The following is a 26,575-nucleotide window of genomic DNA, read 5'->3' on the forward strand; positions in this document are numbered from 1 at the left end:
TTTTTTCATAAATTCTTTATAAAAACGAATTAAATATTTCAGTTTATTATAGGATAAATAAATCTCAGTTTATAGTCGCAAATAATGAATTTTCTCTAAGCTTTTTACATTATTTTATTTAATTTTGCATTTAATAAATTCTATTTTACATGATATCATCACTTTAAATACTATAGTGAAAATATATCGCAAAAAACTTACATAACTATGAGTACAACTCAAACAGGCAAAATTGAAATCATCAAAGCTGCTTCTACAAAAATAAACGAAGTAGATTTTGACAACTTAAGTTTCGGTGCTGTATTTACAGACCATTTATTCGAATGCGATTTTAAAAACGGACAATGGCAAAATCCTGTCATTAAACCTTACGCTCCAATTTTAATGGATCCGTCTTCAAAAGTCTTTCATTACGGACAGGCTATTTTTGAAGGAATGAAAGCTTATAAAGATGACAATAACGATGTTTGGTTGTTTAGACCAGATGAAAACCACAAACGTTTTAATAATTCTGCAGTAAGAATGGCAATGCCAGAAGTACCAGAATCTATTTTTATGGATGGTTTGAATGAATTATTGAAATTAGACAAAGACTGGATTCAGAGAGGAAACGGAGCAAGTATGTATATACGTCCCTTTATGATTGCTACAGGCGCTGGTGTTGTTGCAAATCCTTCTGACGAATATAAATTCATGATTTTACTTTCTCCTGCAAAATCTTACTATTCTGGTGAAGTAAAAGTAATTATTGCGGAACATTATAGTAGAGCTGCAAATGGTGGAATTGGTGCTGCAAAAGCGGCTGGTAACTACGCTGCGCAATTTTACCCAACTAACTTAGCAAACAAAGATGGTTTTCAACAAGTTATCTGGACGGATGATGCAACGCATACAAAATTAGAAGAAGCTGGAACAATGAACGTTTTCTTCAGAATTAATGATACTTTATTAACTGCTCCAACAAGTGAAAGAATTTTAGATGGTATTACCAGAAAAAGTTTGATCGAAATGGCAAAGAAAGAAGGCCTTAATGTAGATGTTCGTCCTGTAATTGTTACAGAATTAGTTGAAGCGGCTAAAAACGGATCTTTAAAAGAAATTTTTGGAGCTGGAACTGCTGCTGTTATCAGCGTAATTAAAGGTTTCTCATATCAAGATGAATATTATGAAATGGCTCCAATCGAGAATTCATATGCTTCATTATTAAAGGAAAAACTAACAAGTCTTCAAAACAAACTTTCTGAAGATACTTTTGGATGGACAGTTAAAGTTCAATAAGCAAAAGACAAACATTATATATAAAAAACCCGACAGCTTAATAGTTGTCGGGTTTTGTTTTTTTTAATATATAAACACATAGAAACATAGCTTTTTGACACTTTATAAAAGGCGTTTCACTCACATTAGTGCACATTGCTATGTGTGAGAAACTAGTTTCTTTTTGCAATCTTTTTTAGGTATAAAAATCTATGATTCTATGTGTTTTAAATTATTTATATCAAGAATCTGCTCTTACAATAATTTAGAAAAATCAGGTTTAAAGTAGTTTGGCCCTTTCATTACCTTTCCGTCTTCACGATAAATTGGCTTGCCATCTTCTCCGAGCTTACTCATATTACTGCGTTGGATTTCATCAAAAACCGCTTCAATTTTATCTTGAAGACCATGTTCTATAATTGTACCGCACAGAATATACATCATGTCTCCTAAAGCATCAGCAATTTCAACTAAATCATTATTCTGAACCGCTTCATAATATTCTTCATTTTCTTCCTTCATTAAATTATAACGAAGTAATTTTTTCTCTGATCCAACATCGGCCAGTGGCGCTGTGCTGTGTCCAATTTTAAAAGCAGTATGAAATTCGGTTACGGCATCAAGTTGTTTTTTCATATAATCGTTTCTTTTTTTTTGCTAATTTAAGTTACTTCAGAATAAATCTAAAATAAAAATGAAGTAAATGAAAAGGCAATTTAGCCGCAAATCGTATACAATTCTCTAAATTTGCCAAAAATAATTTAAAAGCTATGTTTAGTCAAGGACAATTAATATTTGGAGTTTGTTTTTTTATTGCATTTGTAATCGTAATGATATTTGCTTATCGAAAAGATCTCGCATTGCACAAAATCTTTTACAAAGGAAACTATAAAGTATTACTTGTTTTTTTACTGTTTATCGCCATATTATTCTTGATTAAAATTTTCTTTAAAAGATAATTATTTCAAAAGCAAAAGAATCGTTTTTTTGATCTAAAAGTTTATCGCAATAAAATAAAACCTAATAATTATTGGTTATTAGTAAGACTCACGATAAAATTTATAACTTTACGAAACCAAACAATCTACCAATGAAAATTCTTAAGTATTTATTTCTTTTTGCGTTATTAAGCCTTGTTGCCCTTACTGTTTTTGTAGCTACACAAAAAGGAATTTTTGATGTAGAAAGAAGTAAAGTAATCAATTCGCCCCGCGCAACGGTTTACAATTATCTTAATGACTTTAGAAATTACGAAGATTTTGAATCTTGGTCGGTTGAAGATCCTTCAATACAAATGACTTTTCCTAACAAAACAAGCGGCAGTGGTGCTTCATTTTATTGGGATGGTGTTGATGGAAAAGGAAATGCGATTACTCTTAAAACAAAAGAAGGCGAAAGTATTGACCAAAAAATGAAATATGACGGAACAGAGGCTGATGTTCGTTGGATTTTAAAAGATACTTTAAACGGAAAAACTAAAGTTACCTGGAAAGGAAAAGGAACGATGAGTTTTTTATTTAAAATATATGCTGCATTACACGGAGGTTCTGATAGAGTTATTGGAACTATCTACGAAAAAAGTTTAGCAAATATTGACAAAAATCTTGATTACGAAACCAAAACTTATGCTGTTAAAGTTGACGGAGTGGTTAAGAAAACAGAAACACCTTATATCCGCCAGACTTTTACAAGTGAAATAGAAAAAGTAAACAAAAATGCTAGAATTGTAATTCCAAAGCTGATTCATTTTAGTGAAACTAACGGATTATCTGCAAACGGAAAACCTTTTATTATTTACCATACTTACGATACTAAAACTGGTTTAGCAAAAATTTCAATTTGTCTGCCAATCAATAAAGAAATTTCGATTAGTTCTGGAAGCGATATTCTTTCAGGAAAATTAAACGGTTTTGACGCTGTAAAAACAACGCTTACTGGAGATTACTCTCATAGAAATGAAGCTATTGCAAAAACAACTGCTTACATCAATAACGAAAAAATAATTCCGGAATTAGGCTGGTCACATCTGGAAATATGGGCGCTTAGTAAATTGGATGTAAAAGGCTCTTCGAAGTTAGTAACAGAAATTTATTTCCCAATTAAACCTAAAGTTGAACCTGTAGTTACTACACCTGTTTATTCACCAGAAACCCAAACGCAGGCAGAACCACAAGCAGAACCGGCACCAAAACCAGTACAGAAAAAACCAGCTGCTCCAACGCCAGCCACAACAACTCCTGCACAAGAAGAGGAACAGTCAGAATTCTAAATTTTAAGGTTCATTAAACCTTTTGTTTTAAATTCAGTCTAACTTATATTAAGAAAGTTTACAAAACAAAAAGTTTGATAGACGAGAAGGAATTTATAAAACAATTATTAGACCCTAAAACGCAAAATGCTGCGTTTCAAAAACTCCTGTCTGATTATCAGAGACCTTTGTATTCTCATATTCGAAACATTGTTTTGAATCATGATGATGCAGACGATGTCTTGCAGAATACTTTTGTAAAAGTCTTTCAATATCTTAAAAACTTTAAAGGTGAAAGTAAACTTTTTTCCTGGATGTATCGTATTGCTACAAATGAAGCCTTGACTTTTTTATCTCAAAAAGCAAAATTAAGCGGTGTCTCATCAGAAGATCTGCAGAATAAAACAATTGATAATTTAAAAGCTGATATTTATTTTGATGGAGATGAGATTCAAATTAAACTTCAAAAAGCAATTGTAACACTTCCAGAAAAACAACAGCTGGTTTTCAAAATGAAATATTTTGAAGAATTAAAATATGAAGAAATAGCAGAAATCTTAGGGACTTCTGTTGGAGCTTTAAAGGCCTCCTATCATCATGCAGTAAAAAAAATCGAATTATATGTTACATCAAATTAAACCTTTTGTAACTAAAACTATCTTATAGGTATTATGAAAACATTTAAATTAGAAAACGAACCAAAAATAAAATCTGGATTTAAGACTCCAGAGCATTATTTTGATGATTTTTCAGAGAAAGTTTTACAGCAGTTAAACGAAAAAGAAGTAAAAGTAATTCCATTTTACAAACGTAAAAAATCATTCTTTTTAGCAGCTGCGGCAGTAATTGGTTTTGCTTTAATGATTCCGATCGTAAACAATTACAATGCAACATCAAACGATCTTGATGAAGCGACTCTGGAGACGTATTTGGCTTATCAATCTAATTTGAACCAATACGATTTAATTCAAAAATTAGACGACAGCGATATCGAAAAATTAAACAATGATATTACACTTGAAAATGAAACTATAGAAGATATTTTATCAACAAGTCCAAACATAGAACATTTAATTTCAGAATAAACTAAATTAAACTTAACTCAACTTAACTTAACAATGAAAATAAAAAATATTTTACCGCTCCTGCTCTTTCTGATAAGTTTTTCCTTTTTTGCACAAACTGGAAAAATAGATGAAAAGCGTGAAAAAATTAAAGCTTTTAAAGTTTCTTTTTTAACAACAGAATTAGAATTAACTTCTACAGAAGCAGAAAAATTCTGGCCCATTTATAATGCTTACGACGACAAGCAATTTGACTTAAAGCATTTGAAGATGAAAACTTATCTTCGAAAATTAAACGATGATAACATCAACAATCTTTCTGAAAAAGAGGCTGTAACATTATTATCTCAAATAGAAAGCACAGATAAAGAGCTTTATTCACTTCGCGAGAAATATATGGCTAGTTTGAAAAAGATACTTTCTGCTAAAAAAATATTAAAGCTTAAAAAATCTGAAGACGATTTTAATCGAAAGTTACTACAGCAATATCGAGATAAGGCTGGTAAAGATTAAGCTCAAAACGAAACAACAGCGATAGGAACCCTATATAATAATACTTACTTTATTATTTAGGGTTCTTATTATTTTATTTAAAGTTAAGTCGGACAACTTTATTATATCCAGCTGCAATTGCAGTATTTCTATTGACGAAACGAACGGTAAAAAGACTTGAATCTGTAGACAATTGTGTCCAGTTTTCGCCACCATTTTGAGAGTATTGTATTCCCTCAGAACCAACACAAATTATTTCCCTGCCGCTTCCGCCTGGAACATATTGTATGCAGGACGCATAACCAAATCCTAAATTTTGGCCTATTAATTTCCAAGTTTTACCTCCATCTTCAGTAAAAGCTTTATTATCAGTTTTTTTAGTTGGAAGATCATAATCCCCTCCAGCAATAAATCCGTGTTTAGAGTCGTAAAAATCAGCGGTAAAAATCCCTGTCATTTGTTTCCCCTGTACGATAGGCGTTTCAATTACTTTCCAAGTTTTTGCTTTATCAGAAGAATAAAAAACACGTGCTTTTTTACCACCAGAAACCAGCCAAGTCTCATTTCCTTTTATTACAACATTAGTATTGCTGGCTGCAAAAGCAGCTTCTCCGGTAGCATTTGTTGGTAATTTATCAGACAATAATTTAGTCCAAGTTTCACCGCCATCACGGGTAACAATAATAGAAAAAGTATCTTCTGTCGGATCACCAATTGCAATTCCTTCCTTATCATTCCAAAACTGCATACTGTCGTAAAAAACTTTCTCATTTATCTCTTTGTAAACGAGTTTTACTTTATGGTCTTTTTTTGAAACAGAATAAAGCAAAGCAGGATTGGCAACACTAAGAAGAAAAATATCTTTAGAAGTCTGAGCGATACTTCTAAACTCTAATTTTAAAGTATCACGGTAAATATGTTCTTCGAATTTTTCTCTTTTATCTAAATCGTAATATCCAAAACGAGAATTATCTGCACCGTACCAAACTTTATTTTTATCAATTACAATCGCTCTTATACTAATTCTATCTTTAAACAAAGTATCTACTGTCATTGATGTAAAACCACTGTTATAAGCAGCTTGAGTTTTATAATTAAATGTTCTAAAAGACATCAATAAAATAAAAATACAACAAAACAAAACTAGTTTTTTCATATAAATCAAAATTTGGTTAACGCTAAAATACGATTATTTATAATATCTCAAATATGTTTAGATTTTTTTCAAAAATAATTTTTCTAAAAACTCCCTTGTTTTCTGTAATACTGCAGCGGCACGCAAAAACATAATAAACTAAAAATAAGACAATTAAAATCTAAAAACCTAGTAAGTAAATTTGTGGCACAGTAATTGAATATTTGATAATACAAATAATTTAATATGATTTAGTCATGAAAACGAAATTACTTTTAATAGCATTTACAGCATTAGTTTTTGGTTCTTGTGCAGCGCAAAGTCAAACTACTGTTTACGCAAAAAACTCAGATATAAGTGACAATTTAGACTTAAGAGCGGTTGCTTCCATGTTTGGAGAATCTGCAAATCTTCAAGATTTTGAAAGAAGGTTAAATGATCCAAAATATCAAATATCCAACTTAGACTTAAACGGCGATAACCAAGTAGATTATTTACGTGTAATCGAATCTGTAGAAGAGAGAACACACGTTGTAATTATTCAGGCGGTTTTAGACCGTGACGTTTATCAAGACGTAGCAACGATTGATGTAGAGAGAGACAATTACAATAAAGTAAGTGTTCAAGTTGTTGGAAATACTTATCTATATGGTGACAACTATATTTATGAGCCTGTTTACAGCGTTGTTCCAGTGATTTATACTTCTTTCTGGGTTACAAATTACCGACCATATTATTCAACATGGTCTTGGGGTTATTACCCAACATATTATGCAGCATGGAGACCTTACCCTGTTTACAGATACAGAAATAACATTAACGTTTGTATCAACGTAAACAATCATTACAACTACGTGAATACAAGAAGAAGCTACAGAGCACCAGCTATTTATGAAACTAGACGTGCGTACGGTTACGAAAGAATGAAACCAAACAATAGTTTTGCTCAAAGAAATTCGAATGTAAGTAACAGACACGATCTTGATCAAAGAAGAACTGCGAATAGAACTCAAAACACGTATAACACAAACAGATCATCAAATACCGGAAGAGTATCTTCTACCGAAAACAGAAGCACAAATAGAACTTATAACTCCAACAGAAACAATTCTGACAGAAGTTATAATACAAATCGTGCTACAACTAACAGTAGAGAAAATGCTGCAACAGTAAATACTCCTGCAAGAACGGAAAATACACAAAGAACAGAATACGGTAGAAATAATTCGACTGCATCTGCTCCAAGAGGAAATTCTGAAAACAGAGGTTACAGCAATAGACAGTCTTCACAAACAAGTGAACCATCGAGAACTTATTCTGAAAACAGAGGAAGTTCAAATAGAGCAAGCACAACTCAATCTGCTCCAGTTCAAAGAGCGGAGCCGTCAAGAAGCAGTTCTGAAAGCAGATCTAGTTCTTCAAGCAGATCATACGAATCTAGACCTCAAAACACCCAGCGTTCTGAAGCTCCAAGAGCAAGTCAGGAATCTAGAAGCAGTCAGCCGCAACGTGAGAGCGGTTCTAGCTCAAGAAGCGGTGGAGGAAGAAGAGGTTAAGAATATCTCAATTTATAATTAAATTTAGAAGCACAATTTTAGGATTGTGCTTTTTTTTATCTTTTTAATTATAATAGCTGCTAATTTGTTTTAAAACAGTAAATTTGCAACCGTCTTTTATAAAAACATACATGAGCGCATCGCATAAAAACTTACATAGTAAGTTGTCTATTGGGGGTTTATTGATTACTTTAGGGATTATTTATGGAGATATAGGGACTTCTCCACTGTACGTAATGAAGGCAATTCTGGGCGACCACACGATTAATGCCGATATTGTTCTAGGAGGTATTTCTTGTGTATTCTGGACATTAACGTTACAAACTACAATAAAGTACGTACTTATAACTTTAAGCGCAGACAATCATGGTGAAGGCGGAATCTTCGCATTATATGCTTTAGTCAAGAAAACAAAAATTCAGTGGCTTATTGTGCCCGCCATTATTGGGGGAAGTGCACTTCTGGCAGACGGAATTATAACCCCTCCCATTTCGATCTCATCTGCGGTTGAAGGAATTAGGGCGTTTTACCCAACAATGGAAACACAAACCATTGTTTATATCGTAATTTCGATCTTATTTGTTTTATTCACCATTCAGCAATTCGGAACTAAACTTGTGGGTAAATTTTTTGCTCCAATGATGTTAATCTGGTTTGCTATGCTGGGAACTTTAGGTACTATTCAAGTACTTCATTATCCAGAAGTTATTAAAGCAATTAATCCGTATTACGCTTATCATTTACTATCGATTCATCCTGATGGCTTCTTTGTTCTTGGTTTTGTATTTTTATGTACCACCGGAGCTGAAGCTTTATATTCTGACATGGGACACTGTGGAAGAAAAAACATCAGAATCAGCTGGATATTTGTAAAAACAACTTTAGTTTTAAACTACTTCGGACAAGCAGCTTATTTAATTCATCACGAAGGAAGTACTTTGCAGCAGTTAGGTGGAGAAAACGGAAATCCGTTTTACTTAATTATGCCGCATTGGTTTTTACCATTCGGAATTGTAGTTGCAACATTAGCAGCCGTAATTGCCTCTCAAGCGCTTATCAGTGGATCGTTTACGTTAATCAACGAAGCGATGCGTTTGAATTTCTGGCCGAAAGTAAAAATTAAATACCCAACAGAAGTAAAAGGGCAATTATACATTCCGTCAATTAACTGGTTATTGTTTTTTGGCTGTGTTGGAATCGTTTTACATTTTGAAAAGTCTGGAAACATGGAACATGCTTATGGTCTTGCCATAATTCTATGCATGATCATGACCACGATTTTATTGAATTATTACTTAATCATGAAACGTGTAAAATTATACTTCATGGTTCCGTTGATTACCATATATTTATTAATTGAATTCAGTTTCCTTTTTGCTAACATTACCAAATTTGCAGAAGGTGGTTATGTAACATTGATCATCGCAAGTATGCTGATTTCTGTAATGACGATTTGGTATCTGGCTAAGAAAATCAACAAAAACTACACTAAAGTGGTTAAAATTGATGATTACAAACAAGTTTTAGTTGAATTAAGCCAAGATTTATCCATTCCGAAATACGCTACGCATTTAGTTTACATGACTAATGCCAATCGTGTAGACGAATTAGAACATAAAATAATCTATTCTATTCTGCAAAAGCGTCCGAAAAGAGCTGATATTTATTGGTTTGTTCACGTAAACATCTTGACAGAACCTTATAAAACACAGTACAAAGTAACTGAAATTGCAAAAGACGATATTTACAGAATTGACTTTAATTTAGGTTTTAGAGAGCCTACTAAAATCAATTTAATGTTTAGAGAAGTTATCAAAGACATGGTAAAACGAGGCGAAGTGGATATTACAAGCCGTTATGAATCTTTGAACAAAAACAATATCATTGGTGACTTTAAATTTGTCTTGTCAGAGAAATTCTTATCAAACGATAATGATTTAAGATGGCACGAAAATATCATCATGAATTCTTATTTCTTTATTAAGAAACTGAGTTTATCCGAAGAGAGAGCTTTTGGACTAGACAGCAGTTCTGTAAAAATAGAGAAATTCCCAATGGTGCTTCATGCTCCAGAAAACATTGGATTAACACGTATTATTAAATAAAAATCGCATTTATATAATTCAAAAAAGACACTCTAAATTAGAGTGTTTTTTATTTTAATGAGAATCAGACTTAAGATTCAGTATTAAAAATTTAACTTTCAATCAATTAATAGTACCTTTGCAACTCAAATATTAGAAATGAGATTACACAGAAATTTAGTTTATACTACCATCGATTCTTTAAATGCAATTTTCAATGAAGGAGAATATGCAGATAAAGTGGTAGCCAGAGCATTAAAAAAAGACAAACGTTGGGGAAGTTCTGACAGGAAATTTGTTGCTGAAACGATATACGAAATTGTTCGTTGGAAACGATTATACGCTGAAATTGCAGAAGTTAAGGAACCTTATGATAGAGATAACCTTTGGAGAATGTTTGCTGTTTGGGCAGTTCTTCGCGGTTATCCAATTCCAGATTGGAGACAATTGGAAGGAACTCCAGAAAGAAAAATAAAAGGCCGTTTTGACGAATTATCTAAAAACAGAGCACTGAAAGAATCTATTCCAGACTGGATGGACGAATTAGGTGTAAAAGAATTAGGTGAAACAGTTTGGTCAAAAGAAATTACAGCACAAAATCAGCCGGCAAAAGTTATTCTTAGAACCAACACTTTAAAAGGTACCAAAGAAAACCTTAGAAACACTTTAATGGATTTAAATATTGAAACAGAATATTTAAAAGACCAGCCAGAAGCTCTTGTTTTAAAAGAAAGAGCAAATGTATTTTTAACAGACGCTTTTAAACAAGGACTTTTTGAAGTTCAAGATGCCAACTCACAATTAGTTGCAGGATTTCTAGATGTAAAACCAGGAATGCGTGTCGTAGATACGTGTGCTGGAGCTGGAGGAAAAACATTGCACATGGCTTCTTTAATGGAAAATAAAGGACAGCTGATTGCAATGGATTTGTATGAAAGCAAATTAAAGCAGTTAAAATTAAGAGCTAAAAGAAACGGTGCTTTCAATATCGAATACCGTATTATTGACAGTACGAAAGTGATTAAAAAACTGCATGAAAAGGCAGACCGTGTTTTAATTGACGCGCCTTGCAGCGGATTAGGAGTTTTAAAAAGAAACCCAGATTCTAAATGGAAACTACAGCCTGAATTTATCGATAATATTCGTAAAGTTCAAAGTGAAGTTTTAGAAAACTATTCTAAAATTGTAAAACCAGGAGGGAAATTAGTTTACGCAACTTGTTCTGTATTACCATCAGAAAATCAGGAGCAAGTAGAGAAATTCTTAAAAACAGAAATCGGACAACAATTTACGTTTGTTCAAGACCGTAAAATGCTGGCTTCAGAATCTGGTTTCGACGGATTCTATATGGCTTTACTGGAACGTAAAATATAAACTCCAATCCCAAAGCCTCGGGATAAATTCCAAATTCCAATTTGTTTTGGAATACTCAATATTAAAAAATCCAAATTCCAATTTTAAAACTTGGAATTTGGATTTTTTTTATTTTCTATATTTTTATACTTAGCCAACTTTGACAAAGTTCTAAATTAAAAGTTTGGAATTTGGAATTTATCCCGAGGCTTCTGGATTGGAATTTCAAACCTGCAAGGTTGGCTTGCGCAATAATTTTCCGTTTTCGTTTTCTTTAAACTTGGAAACAAAAACAATTTCTTTTGGTTTTTCATATTTACTCAAAACATCAAAAAAATCAGGAGCAAAATCTTGTTTTTCGCCTTCAATAACCAAAACCAATTTTTCTCCTAAAACCGTATCTGGAAGTCCGGTCACAAAAAACCTGCTGCTTATTTTTCCTATCAATTTAGCTTCAATTTGTTCTGGAATAAGCTTTACTCCTCCACTATTAATAACATTATCAATTCTTCCCAAAAAGATAAATTGTTGTTCGTTTACTAATTCAACCAAATCATTTGTCACAATTGGTTCATCAGAAATTGTGGCAACATTTATAACCAGACATTGACGATCGTCTTGAGATATTTTTACATTTGGCAAAATCGAAAAAACAGAATCGCCTAAACGTTTCGCCGCAATATGCGTTATCGTCTCTGTCATACCATACGTTTCGTAAATTTCTGTTTTAAGCGGCAAAAGTTTTTCTTCCAGAGAAGAATCCATTTTTGCACCGCCAATTATCAACTTACGCACTTTTGAAAGTTCCTTTATTGAATTTTGAACTTGAAGCGGTACCATTGCAACAAAATCATACAGTGTAGAATTTAAAGCCAGCGGATGAAGACTTGGCGAAACCACATCTAATTCTAGTCCTAAAATTAAACTGCGCACCAGCATCATTTTTCCTGCGATAAATTGAGTCGGCAAGCATAACAAAGCTTTATCTCCAGGTTTTAAATCGAAGAAGTCGCCCGTTGCTAAAGCAGAATGTATCATTGCCTGCTTTTGCAATCGAACCAATTTAGGAAGCCCTGTCGTTCCTGAAGTTGTCATTTCGATATATTCTTTTTTATCAAACCAATCCAAAAAGAATTCGCCAATCGATTGTTCGTAACCATCTCCTTCTTTAATAAAACTATAAGCAACACGGCACAAATCTTTAGCATTTAAATGATAACCATTTAACTTAAAATAATTGTGCACATTTCTGTGGGTCAAATTTTGCATGATTTTAATTTATTACTTCTGTTTTATTAATTTCTCCTGTTAACCTTTCTTTCCAATTTGTCCAGCGGTATTTTTTACTATAAATAAAAAGTAAAATAGGGTAAATGACCACAACAGGCAGAATAACATCAATTCCTGCCGATGGTTCTGAAATATCTTTAAATATAGAATTTGTTTGAAAAACCGACCAATCTGATGTAACTAGCAAGGCTCCTATTAAATTGTTAGCGGCATGAAACCCAAGAGCCAGTTCCATTCCCTCATCCATTAAGGTAATGATTCCTAAAAACAGCCCAGTTCCTATGTAATAAATCATGATAACATTTCCCATTTTAGCCACTTCCGGATTTGCCCAGTGCATTGAGCCAAAAATTACAGAAGTCATCAATAACGGAAACCATCTGTTACGAGCCAGATTAGCAAACCCCTGCATTAAATATCCTCTAAAAACATATTCTTCTGTACTGGTTTGAATTGGAATCAAAATCGAGCCTAAAACAACCAAAATCAGAAATGGAACTAATCTAAAATTCCACACAAATTGTTCCGGTGATCTGAGATAAACAAATAAAAAGCTGAGTAACGAAAAGAACGTCCATAAAAAGAAAGAAAAACAAATTCGATTCCAGTCTACTTTTGGCCTTGAAGTCGTTACTGATAATAAGGTTTGATGGTGAATATATTTGACAACAAAATAAATTCCGGCGAAAGCAAAAACAAATGAAATCATAACCAGAAAAAGAGTGGTATTAGACTCAAACATTTTCATAATTTCATCATTAGTCGTTGGAAAAGCTTTTTTCTCACTAAATGTTTTATAAAATACAGCAGCAGTAATCGGAATCTGCCCTACGAAAGATGCTGCAATAATAAAAACAGATCCTATAAGGTATTTCCAAAATTTATTTTCGGGTTTAATTCCTTGCTCTAAAAACATAAATATAAAATTTAAAAAAATGAGAATTCAAATTTGATAAGTTAGCCTTATTTTTGACATTGCTAAAATACCTCTTTTTAGCGTAAGACTATTTTGAATATCTAAATATAACAAAATGATACAAATTTATCATAATCCGAGATGCGGAAAATCGAGAAACTGCCTAGCTTTTATAGAACAATCAAAACAAGAGTTTGAGATTATACCGTATTTGACAGAAACTCCATCTTTTGATGAGCTTAAGGTATTATTAAAACAACTTGATCTTGAACCTCTTCAGTTAGTTAGAACTAAAGAAAAAATCTGGATCGAAAATTTTAAAGGAAAAACATTAACCAACGATCAAATTATTAAAGCAATGACAGAAAATCCGATCTTAATCGAACGTCCTATTGTGGTAAAAGATGGAAAAGCTATAATTGGCCGTGATCCTGATCTTGTGGCTTCTTTTTTAGATTGATTCTAAAATACAGTATTAACATATTTTTGTGATTTTTCTCTTTAAACCAAAAACTACTTTTGCCGTCTAAAGAGAAAAGAAAACCAGAAATGAAAAAAATCAAATTTGCCGTATTACTTGTATTCTTGTTTACAAGTTTTTACAATTACTCTCAACAAGGCCCAGGTGGAAATAAAGTCAAGGTCACCGGAAAAGTTTTTGAAAAAATAAGCAAACAACCTTTAGAGTATGCTACAATTTCTATTACTGCTCCAAACGACACTAAAGTTCTTGCTGGAGGGATCACAAATCCAAAAGGAGAATTCGAGGTTGCCATTGCACCTGGAACTTATGATATTAAAATTGAATTTATTTCATTCAAATCAAATGAAATCAAACAAAAAAGCATTCAGGGTGATACTAATTTAGGTGTAATAAATTTATCTGAAGACGCTGCACAGCTTAACGAAGTTGTTGTTCGTGCTGAAAAATCATCTGTAGAAATAAAATTAGATAAAAAAGTTTACAATGTTGGTCAGGATATGATCGTAAAAGGCGGAAGCGTGAGCGATGTTTTAGACAACGTACCATCTGTTTCTGTTGATACAGAAGGAAATGTAAGTTTAAGAGGAAGCGACAACATTCGTATTTTAATTGACGGAAGACCTTCACAGGCAATAAATATGGCAGAAGCTTTAAGACAGTTACCTGCAGATGCGATCGACAAAGTAGAAGTTATTACTAATCCATCTGCGCGTTATGATGCAGAAGGTGGATCTGGAATCATCAATATTGTTCTTAAAAAAGGAAAAAATCAAGGTTTCAACGGAACTTTAATTGCTTCAACTGGTTTACCAGAAACGTATGGTTTAAGTGCCAATGTGAATTATAAAACTGAAAAACTAAACTATTTTACCACTGCTGGATACAACTACAGAACAAACGAAGGTGCTGGTAAAACAAACTCAGAATATCTTAACGCTGACGGAACAACAAAAAGCTTCTTAGACGAAGATCGTGATACTAAACGTACCAGAAACGGGTTTAACGGAAGAGCTGGAGTTGAATGGACACTTACACCAACAACTTTCTGGACAAATGCCATAAACTATCAAAAAAATAACGGTAAGGATAGAGATTTGATCAACTATTACAATTATGATGCTGATAGAGTTTTTACAGGAACAACGTATCGTTTAAATAATGGTGATAGCGACAGTGAAAATGTAGAATTTACATCTAACTTAATTAAAAATTTCAACGATAAAGGACATAAATTGACTGCCGATCTTTCTATTTCAAGAAATACAGACGACAGCAATAGTACAATTACAGATTCGCCAAGATTTGACACAACATTAAATGATCAAATTCAAAAACAAGTTCTTTTCCAAGCCGATTATGTTTTGCCTTTAGGTAAAGGAGGTCAGTTTGAGGCTGGTTACAAAGGAAGTTTTGGAGATTTGAACAATGTTTACAATGTAACAGACAGCGAAGGTGTGGTAAACACTAATTTATCTAACACATTAGAGTACAAAGAAAACATAAACGCACTTTATACACAGTATGGTTTCAAAGTAAATAAATTTTCTTATTTATTTGGTTTAAGATGGGAAGACACTAATATCGAAGTTAACCTATTAGACAACAGCGATTTCAATACTAAAAAATACAACAACTTATTTCCAAGTGCTTTTGTTAGTTACGAAATTTCAGATCAAAGTAATTTCTCTGCAAGTTACAGCAAGCGTTTATCAAGACCAAGAGGACGTTTCATGAACCCGGCGGTAAATTATGCAAGTAATATCAATATCTTTCAAGGAAACCCAGATTTAGATCCTTCTTTAACAGATAAGTATGATATTGGCTATATCAAAAGATGGACTAAAGTAACGTTTAATACTTCGGCTTATTTTGAAGACACAAAAGATGTTTTCAGTTTTGTAAGATCTCCTACTGGAGACGAAGTTAATGGAGTTCCAGTAATCAAAAGCTCTCCTATCAACTTAGGTAAAGAGCAAAAATTTGGTTTCGAATTTACATTCAATTACACTCCATACAAATGGTGGAAATTAAACAGTAACTTCAACTTTTTCAACGTAAAAACAACTGGAGAAAACAGTTATACAGATACACAAGGAAATCTTATAGTTCAAAATTTAGACAATCAGGCTAACTCTTGGTTTGCCAGAATCAACTCTAAAGTTACTTTACCATACAAAATTGACTGGCAGTTGACAGGAATGTACAATGGCGAACAAAAAACAGCTCAAGGTAAAAATTTAGGAATGTTCGGAATGAATACTGCTTTAAGCAAAGATGTATTAAAAGACAAAGCTACAATTGCATTCAACATCAGCGACATTTTTAATTCTAGAAAAATGAGATCGTATACATATTTGGATAACGTAAATTCATACAGCGAATTCCAATTCCGTAAACGTCAATTCAATTTATCATTCACATACCGTTTCAACAAAGCAAAAGGTGAAAGAGATAAAAACATGCCAAAAAACAATGATGGCGGCGGAGAAGGCGGCGGAGAATTTCCTGGATAACCTTAGTTAAATTCCAAATTCCAATCTCTTTGAGATAAATTATAAAACTACAAATCCCAAATCCCAATGTTGAAATTGGAATTTGGGATTTTTTTTATTCCATCTTTTTATATTTTGGAATTCGAAATCATCAATTAAATTCCAAAATTTAAAAAATTCCAAATTCCAATCTCGTTGACATAAAATTACAAAACTAAAATTCCATCTTTTTATATTATGGAATTCGAAATCATTAATTAAATTCCAAAATTTAAAAAATTCCAAATCCCAATCTTAGAAATTGGAATTTCAATAATTGGAATTTGGGATTTTCAATATTGGAATTTGGAATTTCAAAAATTGGAATTTCATCTCAACGAGATTGGAATTTCTTATTTTTTTGGAACAAAAAAAAAGAACCCAAAAGGGTTCTTTTCTTATGACATCAATCTAAAATTAAATAGATTGTTCTTCTTGTCTTCTTTTAGCTCTTTTTTCTTTGAACATTTCCCAGCTTGCTCCCGTAACCCAATAAGATACGAAACCAACTAAGAAAAACATCAACCAAAACCCTATAGTTAGTATGGTCAAGAAAAGTAAAAAGCCTAAGTACTGTGAAAATTCAAACATGTTTTCCGGAATTTTTGAATGTTACGACAAATGTAGCGTATATATTTTTTCTCAGCAATAAAATCTAAATCAATTTTCGTTAAATAACATTTATCCGTATATTTATACTCATTTTAAATAAGGATTTTTTTGATCGCGAAACCTTTTAAATAAAGAGTTCATTTAAAATGATGATAAATTTCAGGAGCTGAAAACTGCTGTCCACTATATCTTTTATGACTCCCGAAGCCTCGGAACAACCATAAAAGGATACCGTTACCATCAGGGCTAAAACACTCATTTTCAAAAGAAATAAAGTTGAATTACATTATTATAAACATCATATATTACAAAAAATGAAATACCGTATAGAGAAAGACACCATGGGCGAAGTTCAAGTCCCAGCCGATAAATATTGGGGTGCACAAACAGAACGTTCTAGAAATAATTTCAAAATTGGACCATCGGCATCAATGCCTAAGGAAATTATAGAAGGTTTTGCTTATCTAAAAAAAGCTGCCGCTTATGCAAATTACGATTTAGGTGTTTTGCCTATCGAAAAAAGAGATGCTATCGCCGCTGTTTGTGATGAAATACTAGAAGGAAAATTGGATGATCAATTTCCTTTGGTAATCTGGCAGACAGGTTCAGGTACTCAAAGCAATATGAACGTGAATGAAGTAATTGCAAATCGCGCACAAGTCCTTAAAGGTTTCGAAATTGGCGAAGGCGAACAATTTATAAAAGCCAATGATGATGTTAACAAATCGCAGTCATCCAATGACACTTTTCCAACTGGAATGCATATTGCAGCCTACAAAATGGTTATAGAAACGACTATTCCAGGCGTAGAAAAATTACACGCCACTTTAGCCAATAAAGCTGCCGAATACAAAGATGTTGTAAAAATTGGCCGCACACACCTTATGGATGCAACGCCTTTAACATTAGGTCAGGAAATTTCTGGTTATGCCGCTCAATTGGCTTTCGGATTAAAAGCACTAAAAAATACTTTAGCACATTTATCTGAAATCGCACTTGGCGGAACCGCAGTTGGAACAGGATTAAATACTCCAAAAGGTTACGATGTAAAAGTAGCCGAATATATCGCTCAATTTACCAATCATCCATTTGTAACAGCCGAAAACAAATTTGAAGCACTTGCAGCTCACGATGCAATTGTTGAAACGCATGGGGCATTAAAACAATTAGCTGTTTCTCTTAACAAAATTGCAAACGACATTAGAATGCTGGCTTCTGGACCACGTTCTGGAATTGGAGAAATCCACATTCCCGAAAATGAACCGGGATCTTCTATCATGCCTGGAAAAGTAAATCCAACACAATGTGAGGCTTTAACAATGGTTTGTGCTCAAGTTATTGGAAATGACATGGCAATTGCTGTCGGCGGGATGCAAGGACATTACGAATTGAATGTTTTCAAACCTGTTATGGCGGCGAACTTTTTACAGTCTGCTCAATTATTAGGTGATGCCTGTGTTTCTTTTGATGAACATTGCGCTCAAGGAATCGAACCAAATCATAAACGAATTAAAGAATTAGTTGATAATTCATTAATGTTAGTGACAGCTTTAAATACTAAAATTGGTTACTACAAAGCTGCCGAAATTGCTCAAACCGCTCACAAAAACGGAACTACTCTAAAAGAGGAAGCGGTTCGCTTAGGTTATGTAACGCCCGAAGATTTTGATGCCTGGGTGAAACCGGAAGAAATGGTTTAATGTAATTGTTAATTGTTAATGGTTAATGGTTAATTGTTAATGGTTAATGGTTAATTGTTAATGGTTAATGGTTGATGGCAACTATTTATATAAAAAAAAGAGCTTTCCAAAAAATTTTAGAAAGCTCTTTTTTGAATTTATAAACGCATTTTATATTTAACAACCATTAACAATTAACAATTATTTCCCATCAACGTAATCTTGGAGGTAACTGAATCGCTCTGTTAGTTTTCCGTTTTCTGTTATTTTAGCACGCTTTAGAATTCCGTCTTTATCTTTGTTGAAAAAAGCCGGAATTACATGTGCCATAAATTGTTCTCCAAATCCTTCGCTGGCATCTTTTGGAATCTCACACGGAAGATTATCAACCGCCATGACAGCAACGGCTGCAGGATGAAAGAAATCTACTTCTTTATCTTCTAAAGGAAAATAACCATATAAAGGCTCTTCAATTGTCGACGAACGAATTGTACTCGCAATTGGTCCATTGACATCGCAAGAAATATCTGCTACCACTTTAAGTTTGCAATCGCTTGCATTAAGCATTTCTTTTGTCAAAATCATTGGGGCAGTACTCGCATAAAAATGACCCGCAAAATAAACATCAGATACTTTTGTAAACTTTTCAAAATCAGATTCGTATGCTTCGGGATGATTTACAAAATCATTAAAATCTAAAACTTGTCCGTCTTTTCTTTTGTTATATTCTAAAACATCGAGCTGTACGTAAACAGCCTGCGCATATTTTTTAGTCAAATAATTGTCTATTGTAATTTCTTTTACTTTTATGGCGTCCAAAATTTCTTTTGCCCCGCTCCCAACCTTCCCAGTTCCCGTAACTACAAATTTTAAAGCTGGCATTGTAATACGTTTTAAATGCATTATTAATGCTTCTTTTCCTGAAAGTGTTTCTGCTTTTGGCAGTTTAAACAATTCAAATTTAATTCCGAAAGCACGAATTCCGTTGTAAACACCAACCATTCCAGCATAACGTCCAAAACCAATTAAACGTCGGTCCAGTTCGTCAACAATAGTTTCGTGATCGTATAAATCAATATTCTTTTCTAAAATTGCCTGAAGCAGTTTTCTATTATGAGGCTGTTTTTTAATCGTGTGAGAAAAGAAGAAATACGCTTTGTTCGGAATTAAATTTTCTATAGGCACTTCTTTTACACCAAATAAAACATCACAGTCAGAAACATCATCTGAAACTGTAATTCCCATTTTTTTGTAATCCTCATCAGAAAATATTCGAATATCTGAACTTTCTACTTTTACAGAAGCTTCAGGATAAAGCTGTTGCAGCTTTGTTAATTCATTTGGAGAAAAGACAACTCTTCTATCCGGCGGATTTTTTCTTTCTTTTATGATTCCAAACTTCATTTAAATTGATTTTTTAACATTCAATAATATAACTTTTTAAACAGTATTTGTTTCAAATATAACAAATTTAGTTAAATTTTTGTTTTCAAAATACAATTTAGAATACTTCAAAAACGTTACAAGCTGAAAAACAAGTAAATAAAATTTATAACTCTTAAAATTATGTTAAAAAGAGTCGTTTAAAGCGTCTAAACTGAGAAAACAACAAAATTGAATTCGATATATTTGTTTTTAAAGAACGATGCAAATGATTTTCCTTAAAAAAACAAAGATACCACAAATACTTTTTTCTATACTAGTTTTAAGTTCTTGTGGTCAAAACAAAAAGACAGATACAGCTACAGCTCCTACAATCGAAGATACATTACCTAAAATGAAGCCCTTAGGTTCTGAAAAGAAAATTTCGCAGGCTTATATAAATTCGGTTACTGGCAGAATAAATCATTTTTACAATAAAAACTGGCCGAACAATACAATGAACGGAAGTTTTTTAGTCGCAAAAAATGGCCAGATTATTTTTGAAAGATATAATGGATTTGCCAATAAAAACGAAGGCACTAAGATAACAGCTGATACACCTGTACAAATTGCCTCTGTAAGTAAAGTTCTAACAGCTACGGCGGTTTTAAAATTGGTAAATGCCGGCAAAATTGATTTAGATCAAAAGGTAAACACAATTTTAAAAACATTTCCATATGAAGACTGTACTATCCGAATGCTTTTAAGCCACCGTACCGGAATGCGTAATTATGCTTATTTTACAGATAGGGATAAATCGGTTTGGGACAGACACAATCAATTAACCAACAAAGACATCTTGGATATTTTAGCCACAAAAAATATTGGTTTAGAATCAAAAACTGGAACTCGTTTTAGTTACTGCAATACCAATTATGCAATGCTTGCGCTTATTATCGAAAAAATTACGGGTTTAAGTTATAAAGAAGCGATGTCTGAAATGATTTTCAAACCATTAGGAATGAAAAATACTTATGTTTTTGATGATGATAAAGACAGAAAAAAGATCGTTCCATCCTACAAAGGAAATGGTGTAGAAATTGGTTTTGACTATCTGGACAATGTTTACGGAGATAAAAACGTTTTTTCAACCGCAAGAGATCTTTTAAAATTTGACAGAGCGAGACAATCACCTGATTTTTTAAAACCTGAATTACTGAAACAAGTTTATACAGGTTACAGCAATGAACGCAAAGGAACTAAAAATTATGGTCTGGGAATAAGAATGATCAATTGGGAAACGGGACAAAACTTTTACTTTCATAATGGCTGGTGGCATGGAAATACCTCATCTTATATTACTTTGAAGAATGAGGGAGTTACGATAATTGCACTTTCAAACAAAATGACTACTAAAACTTATGCCGTTCGAAAATTAGCTCCAATTTTTGGAGATTATCCTTTTAATTTTAAAGACGAAGAATAGAATAGTCATAAAGTCGAAAGTCATAAAGTCGAAAGTCTTAAAGCTGAAAGTCTTAAAGCTGAAAGTCATAAAGTCGAAAGTCATAAAGCCGAAAGTCTTAAAGTCTTCAGGCGGTTCCTAATATTGATTTTGTTCTTTTTTAACTACATAAATGGGTGAAATAAAAAGAAATAAAAGTAATCAAACAGGTGACTTTAAAAACTTTACAACTTTCGACTTTTGACTTTCTAATTTTTCTGAAAATTTTAATACAAAGTAAATTCAAATAGTATAAATTTGCAGACTCAATTTTGGGGTCGACTGGTTTTGACAGCAAGTCGAATTGAACAGTAAGCACGTCGAGCATTGAGACCTTGCTCGTAAATATAAGATCTCACACTTTTACACGGCGAAAATAATTACGCTTTAGCTGCATAATCCGAATCATAGTAAGATTGCGCCACGTCTCTACAAGGTAGAGAAGCTGGATTCTCCTGGAAAGCCTTGGTTTGTGGCGTTCCGTCAAGGAGAACCGTAAAAATAAACCTAGATATCCATGAGCTTCGGGTGGGTTTCGAAAATTAAGAAGATAAGTGTTCGGTGGCTGTTTCTGGCCTAGCTTAACAACGAAAATCTAATCAGGAAATAAGCGTGTAGAAAGCTCTTTAGTTGCTTGTTTGGACCCGGGTTCGATTCCCGGCGACTCCACAAAAAAGCCTGTAAACTTAATGTTTACAGGCTTTTTGTTTTTTGGTTGACAATTTAGTTGATAGTTTTGTTGTTGATAAAAATTCTTTATAAATTCTTTTCTGCAGTTTTGTCAAACTTAAAACAGGTAATTCTACGTGGGTATAATCACTTATGAATGAATAGCTTTGATTAAAATCTACTTTTATTTACTTTTTATGGAAATCCGTAAATAACTTCAAAGTTAAAAATAGACTTTAGCTATCTATTAATCATAAACAATAAAAAATGAAAAAATATTACCCAATACTTCTATCCAAAGCAGGAGAATTTACAGCTCTTTCCAAATTAAGTCAAACAACAAAAGATGAAGTAGTCCCTATTATTCAAGTCTTACCTGAGCAAATAACAAAACTTGAAGCTTTTTATTCTCATTGGAACTTTAAAGGCAATGAATTATTTTTAGACTTTTCTCTAATTGAGTCTTTTAGCTCAACAACTGTTTCAAAACTTATCAAACATTTACAATCTAATGGTGTCAACGTAGTTCCTGTCGTTCAAGAAAACAGCAATCAAAGATATCTAACTTTAATTGAAAACTTAATAAATAACTTAGAAATAGATAAAATCTGTATACGCTTTTCAAATGATAGCGGGGGATTTCTTAATATTAATACAACTATTGAAACATTAATTAATGCTCTAGGAACAAGCCCTTCCCAAGTATCACTCCTTCTTGATTTTGGATTTGTAAGAACAACAAATTATACCTTGATTGAGGCATTTGCAGTAAATGTGATAACTTCTATTACAAATCGCGATGATTATAATAACGTTATTATTTCTTCAGGTTCATTCCTTGACAATTTAGGAAGCCTTAATCCTGCGGGGAGAGTTTATAGGCTCCCGAGATATGAATGGCAACTATGGTCTACTTTACAAACACAAACCAAAATCAAAGGGACAATTAAATATAGTGATTATGGAACTAAACATCCTATTTATAGTGAAGCTGGTTTTCAAGGTAGCTGTAGCATCAAATACACAGTTATAAATGAATATGTCATTTATCGAGGAGAGATATCCAGTAACCACCCTGATGGCAATGGTCAATATATAACTTTTGCTAGCCAACTAATCGCAAGTGCAGATTACAGTGGAATAACATTTTCTTGGGGAGATGAAAGGATAGATTTCTTTGCTTCACAATTACTTACTGATCCAAATAGAAAAACTGGAAATGCTGGAAGTTGGGTTGAAATCTCACAAAATCATCATATTACCCTATTAGCATCTATTTTATAAGAATCTATCAGCTGAATTCCTTTAAAGTGCTTACTTTTGTAACTCCTAAACTACTATTAAAATGAAAGACCCATGTATTCGTGAATTGCTTCGAACTACCGAACTAAAACATTATATCGACGATAACGATTCCAAAATTGTCGAAGAATTAAGTCTTCCCGTTGCAAAAGCTAGAATTGATATTGCCGTCATAAATGGTTCGCTACATGGTTATGAGATAAAAAGCGCATCAGATACTCTTCAAAGATTGCCTGCACAAATTGAAGCATATACAAAGGTATTTGATTTCTTATCAATAGTAACGGAAGAGAAATATGGTCAAAAAATTCTAGATTATGTACCTGATTGGATTGGAGTTCTGATTTGTAATGAAAAAAATGGTGTTAAATCAATTAACGAATTGCGTAAACCTATTAAAAACGAAAGTAGAGAATCAATTTATATCGCTAAACTTCTTTGGAGAGAAGAATTAATGGAATGTTTAGAAGAACTTCAAATAAAATTTCGAAAGAAAGATAGAAACTGGCTTCTATGTGAAGCTTTATCTAGTAATCTTGATACAGATTCAATCTCAGCTATAGTAAGAAACAAATTAAAAAAAAGAGAAACTTGGAAAGAATCTTTTATTTAATTTTCCATAAATAATTATATAAAAAAATCCTGTAAAATGTATTTGCAGGATTTTTTTATATTACTATTTAAAATGGTAAGTCATTCCACTCCTCAACATCATTTGAATTAAATAATCTATTTATCTGCATAACTTCATTTGGAATATCTTTATCTTCTTCAAAATCTTTTATCACTAAGCCTTCTGTATTATTAAGTTCATTATTGAAATTCAGTTGAGAATCGTAATCGAATTCATATTCATCAAGAATACTAGAATTATCAATACTAATTTGATCATTTATATTCTCTGCCTCTTTTTTACGTTTAGTAACTATCTCAACCAGTTCTTCCTTTGTTTTAATAAAATTTAGATTGTAAGTTTGTTTAATATAATGTTCGATGCTAAACTCCCATGATTTATTTATATTTTCTTTTAAATCAGTATAATATTCAACATCAAGTTCTTTAGCACTCTCAATGACATTTTTATAAACTGAATGTTTCCCAATCAAATTTGCGAAAGACTCAATCTGATAATAATTTGTCATATGTCTTGATAGAGTCAAAATCATTTTTTCAATGGATTGAAAATAATGTGTCAGATTGTTTTTTGCTAAATAATCTAAAATATCTATCAAATTAGACCTATCATCCCAGTAGTAGATTCTATCTAAATTAAGATCATTTAGTCGTTCTATAAAAATTTCTTTTATATCTTCCCAAGTAAAAAGCCTTAATAGAATAACTAAATACATTATGTCATCATCATCGCCCCCTTTTAACTTTGGAGACAATTTAATAAAAGTATCAAATAACTTCGAAATCGTACTTGGATCAGAAAAATAAATCCTCTTAGAATTCTTTACCAATTTAGTCGTAATTCGTTCATTAAATTGCTCAAAATAAATTGATAAACTTAAAATTGTGATGTACTCATCTTTGTTTTTTGAAAAATAATCGAATAAGAAATCTTCAATTGATGGATTAAAAAAACTATATTCTATTTTTGAATTATCATCTTTATATGTAATCCTATTAATAAAACCACCTACCAACTCTTTTATTACGGCTTCAAAAGTATTTCCCTTTTTTACATAGTTATTATATTTTACTTCATAATTTAATCTAGAAGTAAATGCTTCTCTCAACCGTTCTTCACTAATAACATATTTTCCACCTAAAGAATAAAGTGTAGAGAGCAACAACCTAGAATTAGATGATATTTGAATCAAAAAAGGTTTCTCCCATATTAATGAAGGGTTATCCAGAAAATCAATAACCTCTCTACTATATTCTGCATTCGACTTTACTCTATCGTGATCTGTAAAAAAACTTATAATACGTGGATTATAAAATTTATGTTTAATTACTTTCCAATAAAACTGATCTTTAAAAAAAATAGATTTTTGCTCATCAGTCAATTGAGAAAAATAAATATGATTGTACAGTATTTTTGCTTTATCAATATTTCTGTAGTCTTCAATAGTTACCTCATGATTCGAAATATCAATTTTTGATGCTTCAATTTTTTCTGAAACTTCCTTTGCTTGATTTAAAATTGTAGTTCTACATGTTAGAATAAGCTTTTTCTGCTTATCATTTTTAACCCTTTCAATAAAATTAACAATTGCTGAATCTGCATTTCTAGAGCTTTTTAAATCTAATGTAATTGCACCTAAAAAATCATCGAAATAAAACACTTGATTTTTCCCTACTACATATAAATCTTCAGCTTCAGTAATTTCTCTCACATAAATTAACTGAAAATCTCGAGCCAAAAGCTGATAAGTCAAGATATTTGCTAATGTAGATTTACCAATCCCAGGAGCACCAGTTATGAGTATAAAATTATTTCTATTAAGAATATCTACAGCCGTTTTATGCGCCCTGTTTGGCACAAAAAGTTTAATATCGTTTTTAATTTTTTCTTGGTGAAATTCCGATCTTCCACTTATACCATTTTTAAATATTCTTTTTAATATATTGGCACTAGAGAGCCATAATTTAAAATGCTTCTCTTCAATCAGTGGAAAAACACCTAGAAAAGCATTCAAATCATTTTTCCCTAATATATCATCTGTAGAAAGAATAAATGGATAAAAAATATTTTTAATATCTTCCTTGTCCTTGGGTGATAATTTTAGAGATGTTACAAAAATGTATCTTTTAGGATTCAATAAAAGAACTTTTGACAACTCTTCCTTTTTTAACGAACTTTTTAACTTAGAAATTCCTGATCCTAAATAATGCTTAACTTGAACTATAATTTCATTTTCATCATCAATTGTTGCATATCTCAAATCAATTCCTTGATCTGCCCCAGATTTAAAAGACTGGAAATTATATTTCAATTTTTCTGTTAAAACATCTCTAGCCAATTCCTCTAAATCTCTATCGTTTAATGTTGAAAAATCGTAATCTATCATTGATTATTAAGTTTAAA

At 32.1% G+C, this 26,575-nt stretch carries 21 protein-coding genes and 1 other RNA gene; 15 read left to right on the forward strand and 7 right to left on the reverse strand.

What is annotated here, in order from left to right; all coding sequences use genetic code 11:
* The first annotated feature begins 207 nt into the window (after positions 1–207).
* Complete coding sequence (locus tag BSF42_RS03765; RefSeq protein WP_095951792.1) at positions 208–1,278, forward strand: branched-chain amino acid aminotransferase; 1,071 nt, start codon at positions 208–210, stop codon at positions 1,276–1,278.
* A 234-nt stretch (positions 1,279–1,512) separates the two neighbouring features.
* On the opposite strand, the gene BSF42_RS03770 is transcribed toward BSF42_RS03765, so the two are convergent.
* Positions 1,513–1,893, reverse strand: coding sequence for a nucleoside triphosphate pyrophosphohydrolase family protein (locus tag BSF42_RS03770; RefSeq protein WP_095951793.1), 381 nt, complete (start codon positions 1,891–1,893; stop codon positions 1,513–1,515).
* Between the two features lie 454 nt (positions 1,894–2,347).
* On the opposite strand from BSF42_RS03770, the gene BSF42_RS03780 reads away from it, so the two are divergent.
* The 4 genes from BSF42_RS03780 (at position 2,348) to BSF42_RS03795 (ending at position 5,082) form a co-directional block, all read left to right on the forward strand.
* Complete coding sequence (locus tag BSF42_RS03780; RefSeq protein WP_095951794.1) at positions 2,348–3,526, forward strand: transcriptional regulator; 1,179 nt, start codon at positions 2,348–2,350, stop codon at positions 3,524–3,526.
* Positions 3,527–3,600: 74 nt separating this feature from the next.
* Positions 3,601–4,143, forward strand: coding sequence for an RNA polymerase sigma factor (locus tag BSF42_RS03785; RefSeq protein ID WP_095951795.1), 543 nt, complete (start codon positions 3,601–3,603; stop codon positions 4,141–4,143).
* 33 nt (positions 4,144–4,176) lie between these two features.
* Positions 4,177–4,590, forward strand: a complete 414-nt coding sequence (locus BSF42_RS03790; RefSeq protein ID WP_095951796.1) for a hypothetical protein — start codon at positions 4,177–4,179, stop codon at positions 4,588–4,590.
* Positions 4,591–4,623: 33 nt separating this feature from the next.
* Positions 4,624–5,082, forward strand: coding sequence for a sensor of ECF-type sigma factor (locus tag BSF42_RS03795; protein WP_095951797.1), 459 nt, complete (start codon positions 4,624–4,626; stop codon positions 5,080–5,082).
* A 73-nt stretch (positions 5,083–5,155) separates the two neighbouring features.
* Here the strand turns inward: BSF42_RS03795 and BSF42_RS03800 are convergent, their stop codons facing one another.
* On the reverse strand, positions 5,156–6,217 hold the full coding sequence (locus BSF42_RS03800) for an oxidoreductase (protein ID WP_095951798.1): 1,062 nt from the start codon (positions 6,215–6,217) through the stop codon (positions 5,156–5,158).
* Between the two features lie 236 nt (positions 6,218–6,453).
* Between BSF42_RS03800 and BSF42_RS03805 the strand changes: the two genes are divergently transcribed.
* The 3 genes from BSF42_RS03805 (at position 6,454) to BSF42_RS03815 (ending at position 11,210) form a co-directional block, all read left to right on the forward strand.
* Positions 6,454–7,752 carry a hypothetical protein gene (locus BSF42_RS03805; protein WP_095951799.1) on the forward strand — a complete coding sequence of 433 codons (1,299 nt, stop codon included), beginning with the start codon at positions 6,454–6,456 and terminating at the stop codon, positions 7,750–7,752.
* A 131-nt stretch (positions 7,753–7,883) separates the two neighbouring features.
* Positions 7,884–9,857 (forward strand): KUP/HAK/KT family potassium transporter, encoded by a 1,974-nt coding sequence (locus tag BSF42_RS03810; RefSeq protein WP_095951800.1) that lies wholly within the window; start codon positions 7,884–7,886, stop codon positions 9,855–9,857.
* 138 nt (positions 9,858–9,995) lie between these two features.
* Positions 9,996–11,210, forward strand: a complete 1,215-nt coding sequence (locus BSF42_RS03815; protein ID WP_095951801.1) for an RsmB/NOP family class I SAM-dependent RNA methyltransferase — start codon at positions 9,996–9,998, stop codon at positions 11,208–11,210.
* Positions 11,211–11,414: 204 nt separating this feature from the next.
* Here BSF42_RS03815 and BSF42_RS03820 read toward each other — a convergent pair whose 3' ends face one another.
* Together BSF42_RS03820 and BSF42_RS03825 are read right to left on the reverse strand one after the other, a co-directional pair.
* On the reverse strand, positions 11,415–12,458 hold the full coding sequence (locus tag BSF42_RS03820) for an AMP-binding protein (RefSeq protein WP_095951802.1): 1,044 nt from the start codon (positions 12,456–12,458) through the stop codon (positions 11,415–11,417).
* Positions 12,459–12,462: 4 nt separating this feature from the next.
* Positions 12,463–13,395: a CPBP family intramembrane glutamic endopeptidase gene (locus BSF42_RS03825; protein WP_095951803.1), complete on the reverse strand. Its 933-nt coding sequence runs from the start codon at positions 13,393–13,395 to the stop codon at positions 12,463–12,465.
* Between the two features lie 115 nt (positions 13,396–13,510).
* Between BSF42_RS03825 and BSF42_RS03830 the strand changes: the two genes are divergently transcribed.
* Positions 13,511–13,855: an arsenate reductase family protein gene (locus tag BSF42_RS03830; RefSeq protein ID WP_095951804.1), complete on the forward strand. Its 345-nt coding sequence runs from the start codon at positions 13,511–13,513 to the stop codon at positions 13,853–13,855.
* A gap of 89 nt (positions 13,856–13,944) precedes the next feature.
* Entirely contained in the window at positions 13,945–16,392 is a 2,448-nt protein-coding gene (locus tag BSF42_RS03835) for a TonB-dependent receptor domain-containing protein (protein WP_095952058.1), read from the forward strand.
* A 435-nt stretch (positions 16,393–16,827) separates the two neighbouring features.
* Here BSF42_RS03835 and BSF42_RS03845 read toward each other — a convergent pair whose 3' ends face one another.
* Entirely contained in the window at positions 16,828–17,001 is a 174-nt protein-coding gene (locus BSF42_RS03845) for a hypothetical protein (RefSeq protein WP_026730387.1), read from the reverse strand.
* 335 nt (positions 17,002–17,336) lie between these two features.
* Between BSF42_RS03845 and fumC the strand changes: the two genes are divergently transcribed.
* Positions 17,337–18,722 carry a class II fumarate hydratase gene (gene fumC, locus BSF42_RS03850; RefSeq protein ID WP_095951806.1) on the forward strand — a complete coding sequence of 462 codons (1,386 nt, stop codon included), beginning with the start codon at positions 17,337–17,339 and terminating at the stop codon, positions 18,720–18,722.
* 180 nt (positions 18,723–18,902) lie between these two features.
* On the opposite strand, the gene BSF42_RS03855 is transcribed toward fumC, so the two are convergent.
* Positions 18,903–20,105 carry an NAD(P)-dependent oxidoreductase gene (locus tag BSF42_RS03855; protein ID WP_095951807.1) on the reverse strand — a complete coding sequence of 401 codons (1,203 nt, stop codon included), beginning with the start codon at positions 20,103–20,105 and terminating at the stop codon, positions 18,903–18,905.
* Between the two features lie 241 nt (positions 20,106–20,346).
* Between BSF42_RS03855 and BSF42_RS03860 the strand changes: the two genes are divergently transcribed.
* The 4 genes from BSF42_RS03860 to BSF42_RS03875 all read left to right on the forward strand — a co-directional run bounded on the left by BSF42_RS03860 (position 20,347) and on the right by BSF42_RS03875 (position 24,151).
* Positions 20,347–21,549, forward strand: coding sequence for a serine hydrolase (locus tag BSF42_RS03860; RefSeq protein ID WP_095951808.1), 1,203 nt, complete (start codon positions 20,347–20,349; stop codon positions 21,547–21,549).
* Positions 21,550–21,841: 292 nt separating this feature from the next.
* Positions 21,842–22,239: a transfer-messenger RNA gene (gene ssrA / locus BSF42_RS03865) on the forward strand.
* A 264-nt stretch (positions 22,240–22,503) separates the two neighbouring features.
* The gene (locus BSF42_RS03870; RefSeq protein WP_095951809.1) at positions 22,504–23,520 is read left to right on the forward strand and encodes a beta family protein; all 1,017 of its coding nucleotides are present in this window, start codon (positions 22,504–22,506) and stop codon (positions 23,518–23,520) included.
* Positions 23,521–23,581: 61 nt separating this feature from the next.
* Entirely contained in the window at positions 23,582–24,151 is a 570-nt protein-coding gene (locus BSF42_RS03875) for a sce7726 family protein (protein ID WP_095951810.1), read from the forward strand.
* Between the two features lie 67 nt (positions 24,152–24,218).
* Here the strand turns inward: BSF42_RS03875 and BSF42_RS03880 are convergent, their stop codons facing one another.
* Positions 24,219–26,558 (reverse strand): restriction endonuclease, encoded by a 2,340-nt coding sequence (locus tag BSF42_RS03880; RefSeq protein ID WP_095951811.1) that lies wholly within the window; start codon positions 26,556–26,558, stop codon positions 24,219–24,221.
* Between the last annotated feature and the right edge of the window lie 17 nt (positions 26,559–26,575).

Source organism: Flavobacterium sp. ACN6 (assembly GCF_002304005.1).
Taxonomy (GTDB): domain Bacteria; phylum Bacteroidota; class Bacteroidia; order Flavobacteriales; family Flavobacteriaceae; genus Flavobacterium.

Excerpts from the sequence above, each read along its gene's own strand:
- BSF42_RS03820 (WP_095951802.1), bottom strand. The coding sequence starts at position 12,458 with ATGCAAAATTTGACCCACAGAAATGTGCACAATTATTTTAAGTTAAAT.
- BSF42_RS03855 (WP_095951807.1), bottom strand. The coding sequence starts at position 20,105 with ATGAAGTTTGGAATCATAAAAGAAAGAAAAAATCCGCCGGATAGAAGA.
- BSF42_RS03815 (WP_095951801.1), top strand. The coding sequence starts at position 9,996 with ATGAGATTACACAGAAATTTAGTTTATACTACCATCGATTCTTTAAAT.
- BSF42_RS03795 (WP_095951797.1), top strand. The coding sequence starts at position 4,624 with ATGAAAATAAAAAATATTTTACCGCTCCTGCTCTTTCTGATAAGTTTT.
- BSF42_RS03860 (WP_095951808.1), top strand. The coding sequence starts at position 20,347 with ATGCAAATGATTTTCCTTAAAAAAACAAAGATACCACAAATACTTTTT.
- BSF42_RS03830 (WP_095951804.1), top strand. The coding sequence starts at position 13,511 with ATGATACAAATTTATCATAATCCGAGATGCGGAAAATCGAGAAACTGC.
- BSF42_RS03810 (WP_095951800.1), top strand. The coding sequence starts at position 7,884 with ATGAGCGCATCGCATAAAAACTTACATAGTAAGTTGTCTATTGGGGGT.
- BSF42_RS03805 (WP_095951799.1), top strand. The coding sequence starts at position 6,454 with ATGAAAACGAAATTACTTTTAATAGCATTTACAGCATTAGTTTTTGGT.
- BSF42_RS03800 (WP_095951798.1), bottom strand. The coding sequence starts at position 6,217 with ATGAAAAAACTAGTTTTGTTTTGTTGTATTTTTATTTTATTGATGTCT.
- BSF42_RS03780 (WP_095951794.1), top strand. The coding sequence starts at position 2,348 with ATGAAAATTCTTAAGTATTTATTTCTTTTTGCGTTATTAAGCCTTGTT.
- fumC (WP_095951806.1), top strand. The coding sequence starts at position 17,337 with ATGAAATACCGTATAGAGAAAGACACCATGGGCGAAGTTCAAGTCCCA.
- BSF42_RS03875 (WP_095951810.1), top strand. The coding sequence starts at position 23,582 with ATGAAAGACCCATGTATTCGTGAATTGCTTCGAACTACCGAACTAAAA.
- BSF42_RS03765 (WP_095951792.1), top strand. The coding sequence starts at position 208 with ATGAGTACAACTCAAACAGGCAAAATTGAAATCATCAAAGCTGCTTCT.
- BSF42_RS03770 (WP_095951793.1), bottom strand. The coding sequence starts at position 1,893 with ATGAAAAAACAACTTGATGCCGTAACCGAATTTCATACTGCTTTTAAA.
- BSF42_RS03880 (WP_095951811.1), bottom strand. The coding sequence starts at position 26,558 with ATGATAGATTACGATTTTTCAACATTAAACGATAGAGATTTAGAGGAA.
- BSF42_RS03835 (WP_095952058.1), top strand. The coding sequence starts at position 13,945 with ATGAAAAAAATCAAATTTGCCGTATTACTTGTATTCTTGTTTACAAGT.
- BSF42_RS03845 (WP_026730387.1), bottom strand. The coding sequence starts at position 17,001 with ATGTTTGAATTTTCACAGTACTTAGGCTTTTTACTTTTCTTGACCATA.
- BSF42_RS03790 (WP_095951796.1), top strand. The coding sequence starts at position 4,177 with ATGAAAACATTTAAATTAGAAAACGAACCAAAAATAAAATCTGGATTT.
- BSF42_RS03870 (WP_095951809.1), top strand. The coding sequence starts at position 22,504 with ATGAAAAAATATTACCCAATACTTCTATCCAAAGCAGGAGAATTTACA.
- BSF42_RS03825 (WP_095951803.1), bottom strand. The coding sequence starts at position 13,395 with ATGTTTTTAGAGCAAGGAATTAAACCCGAAAATAAATTTTGGAAATAC.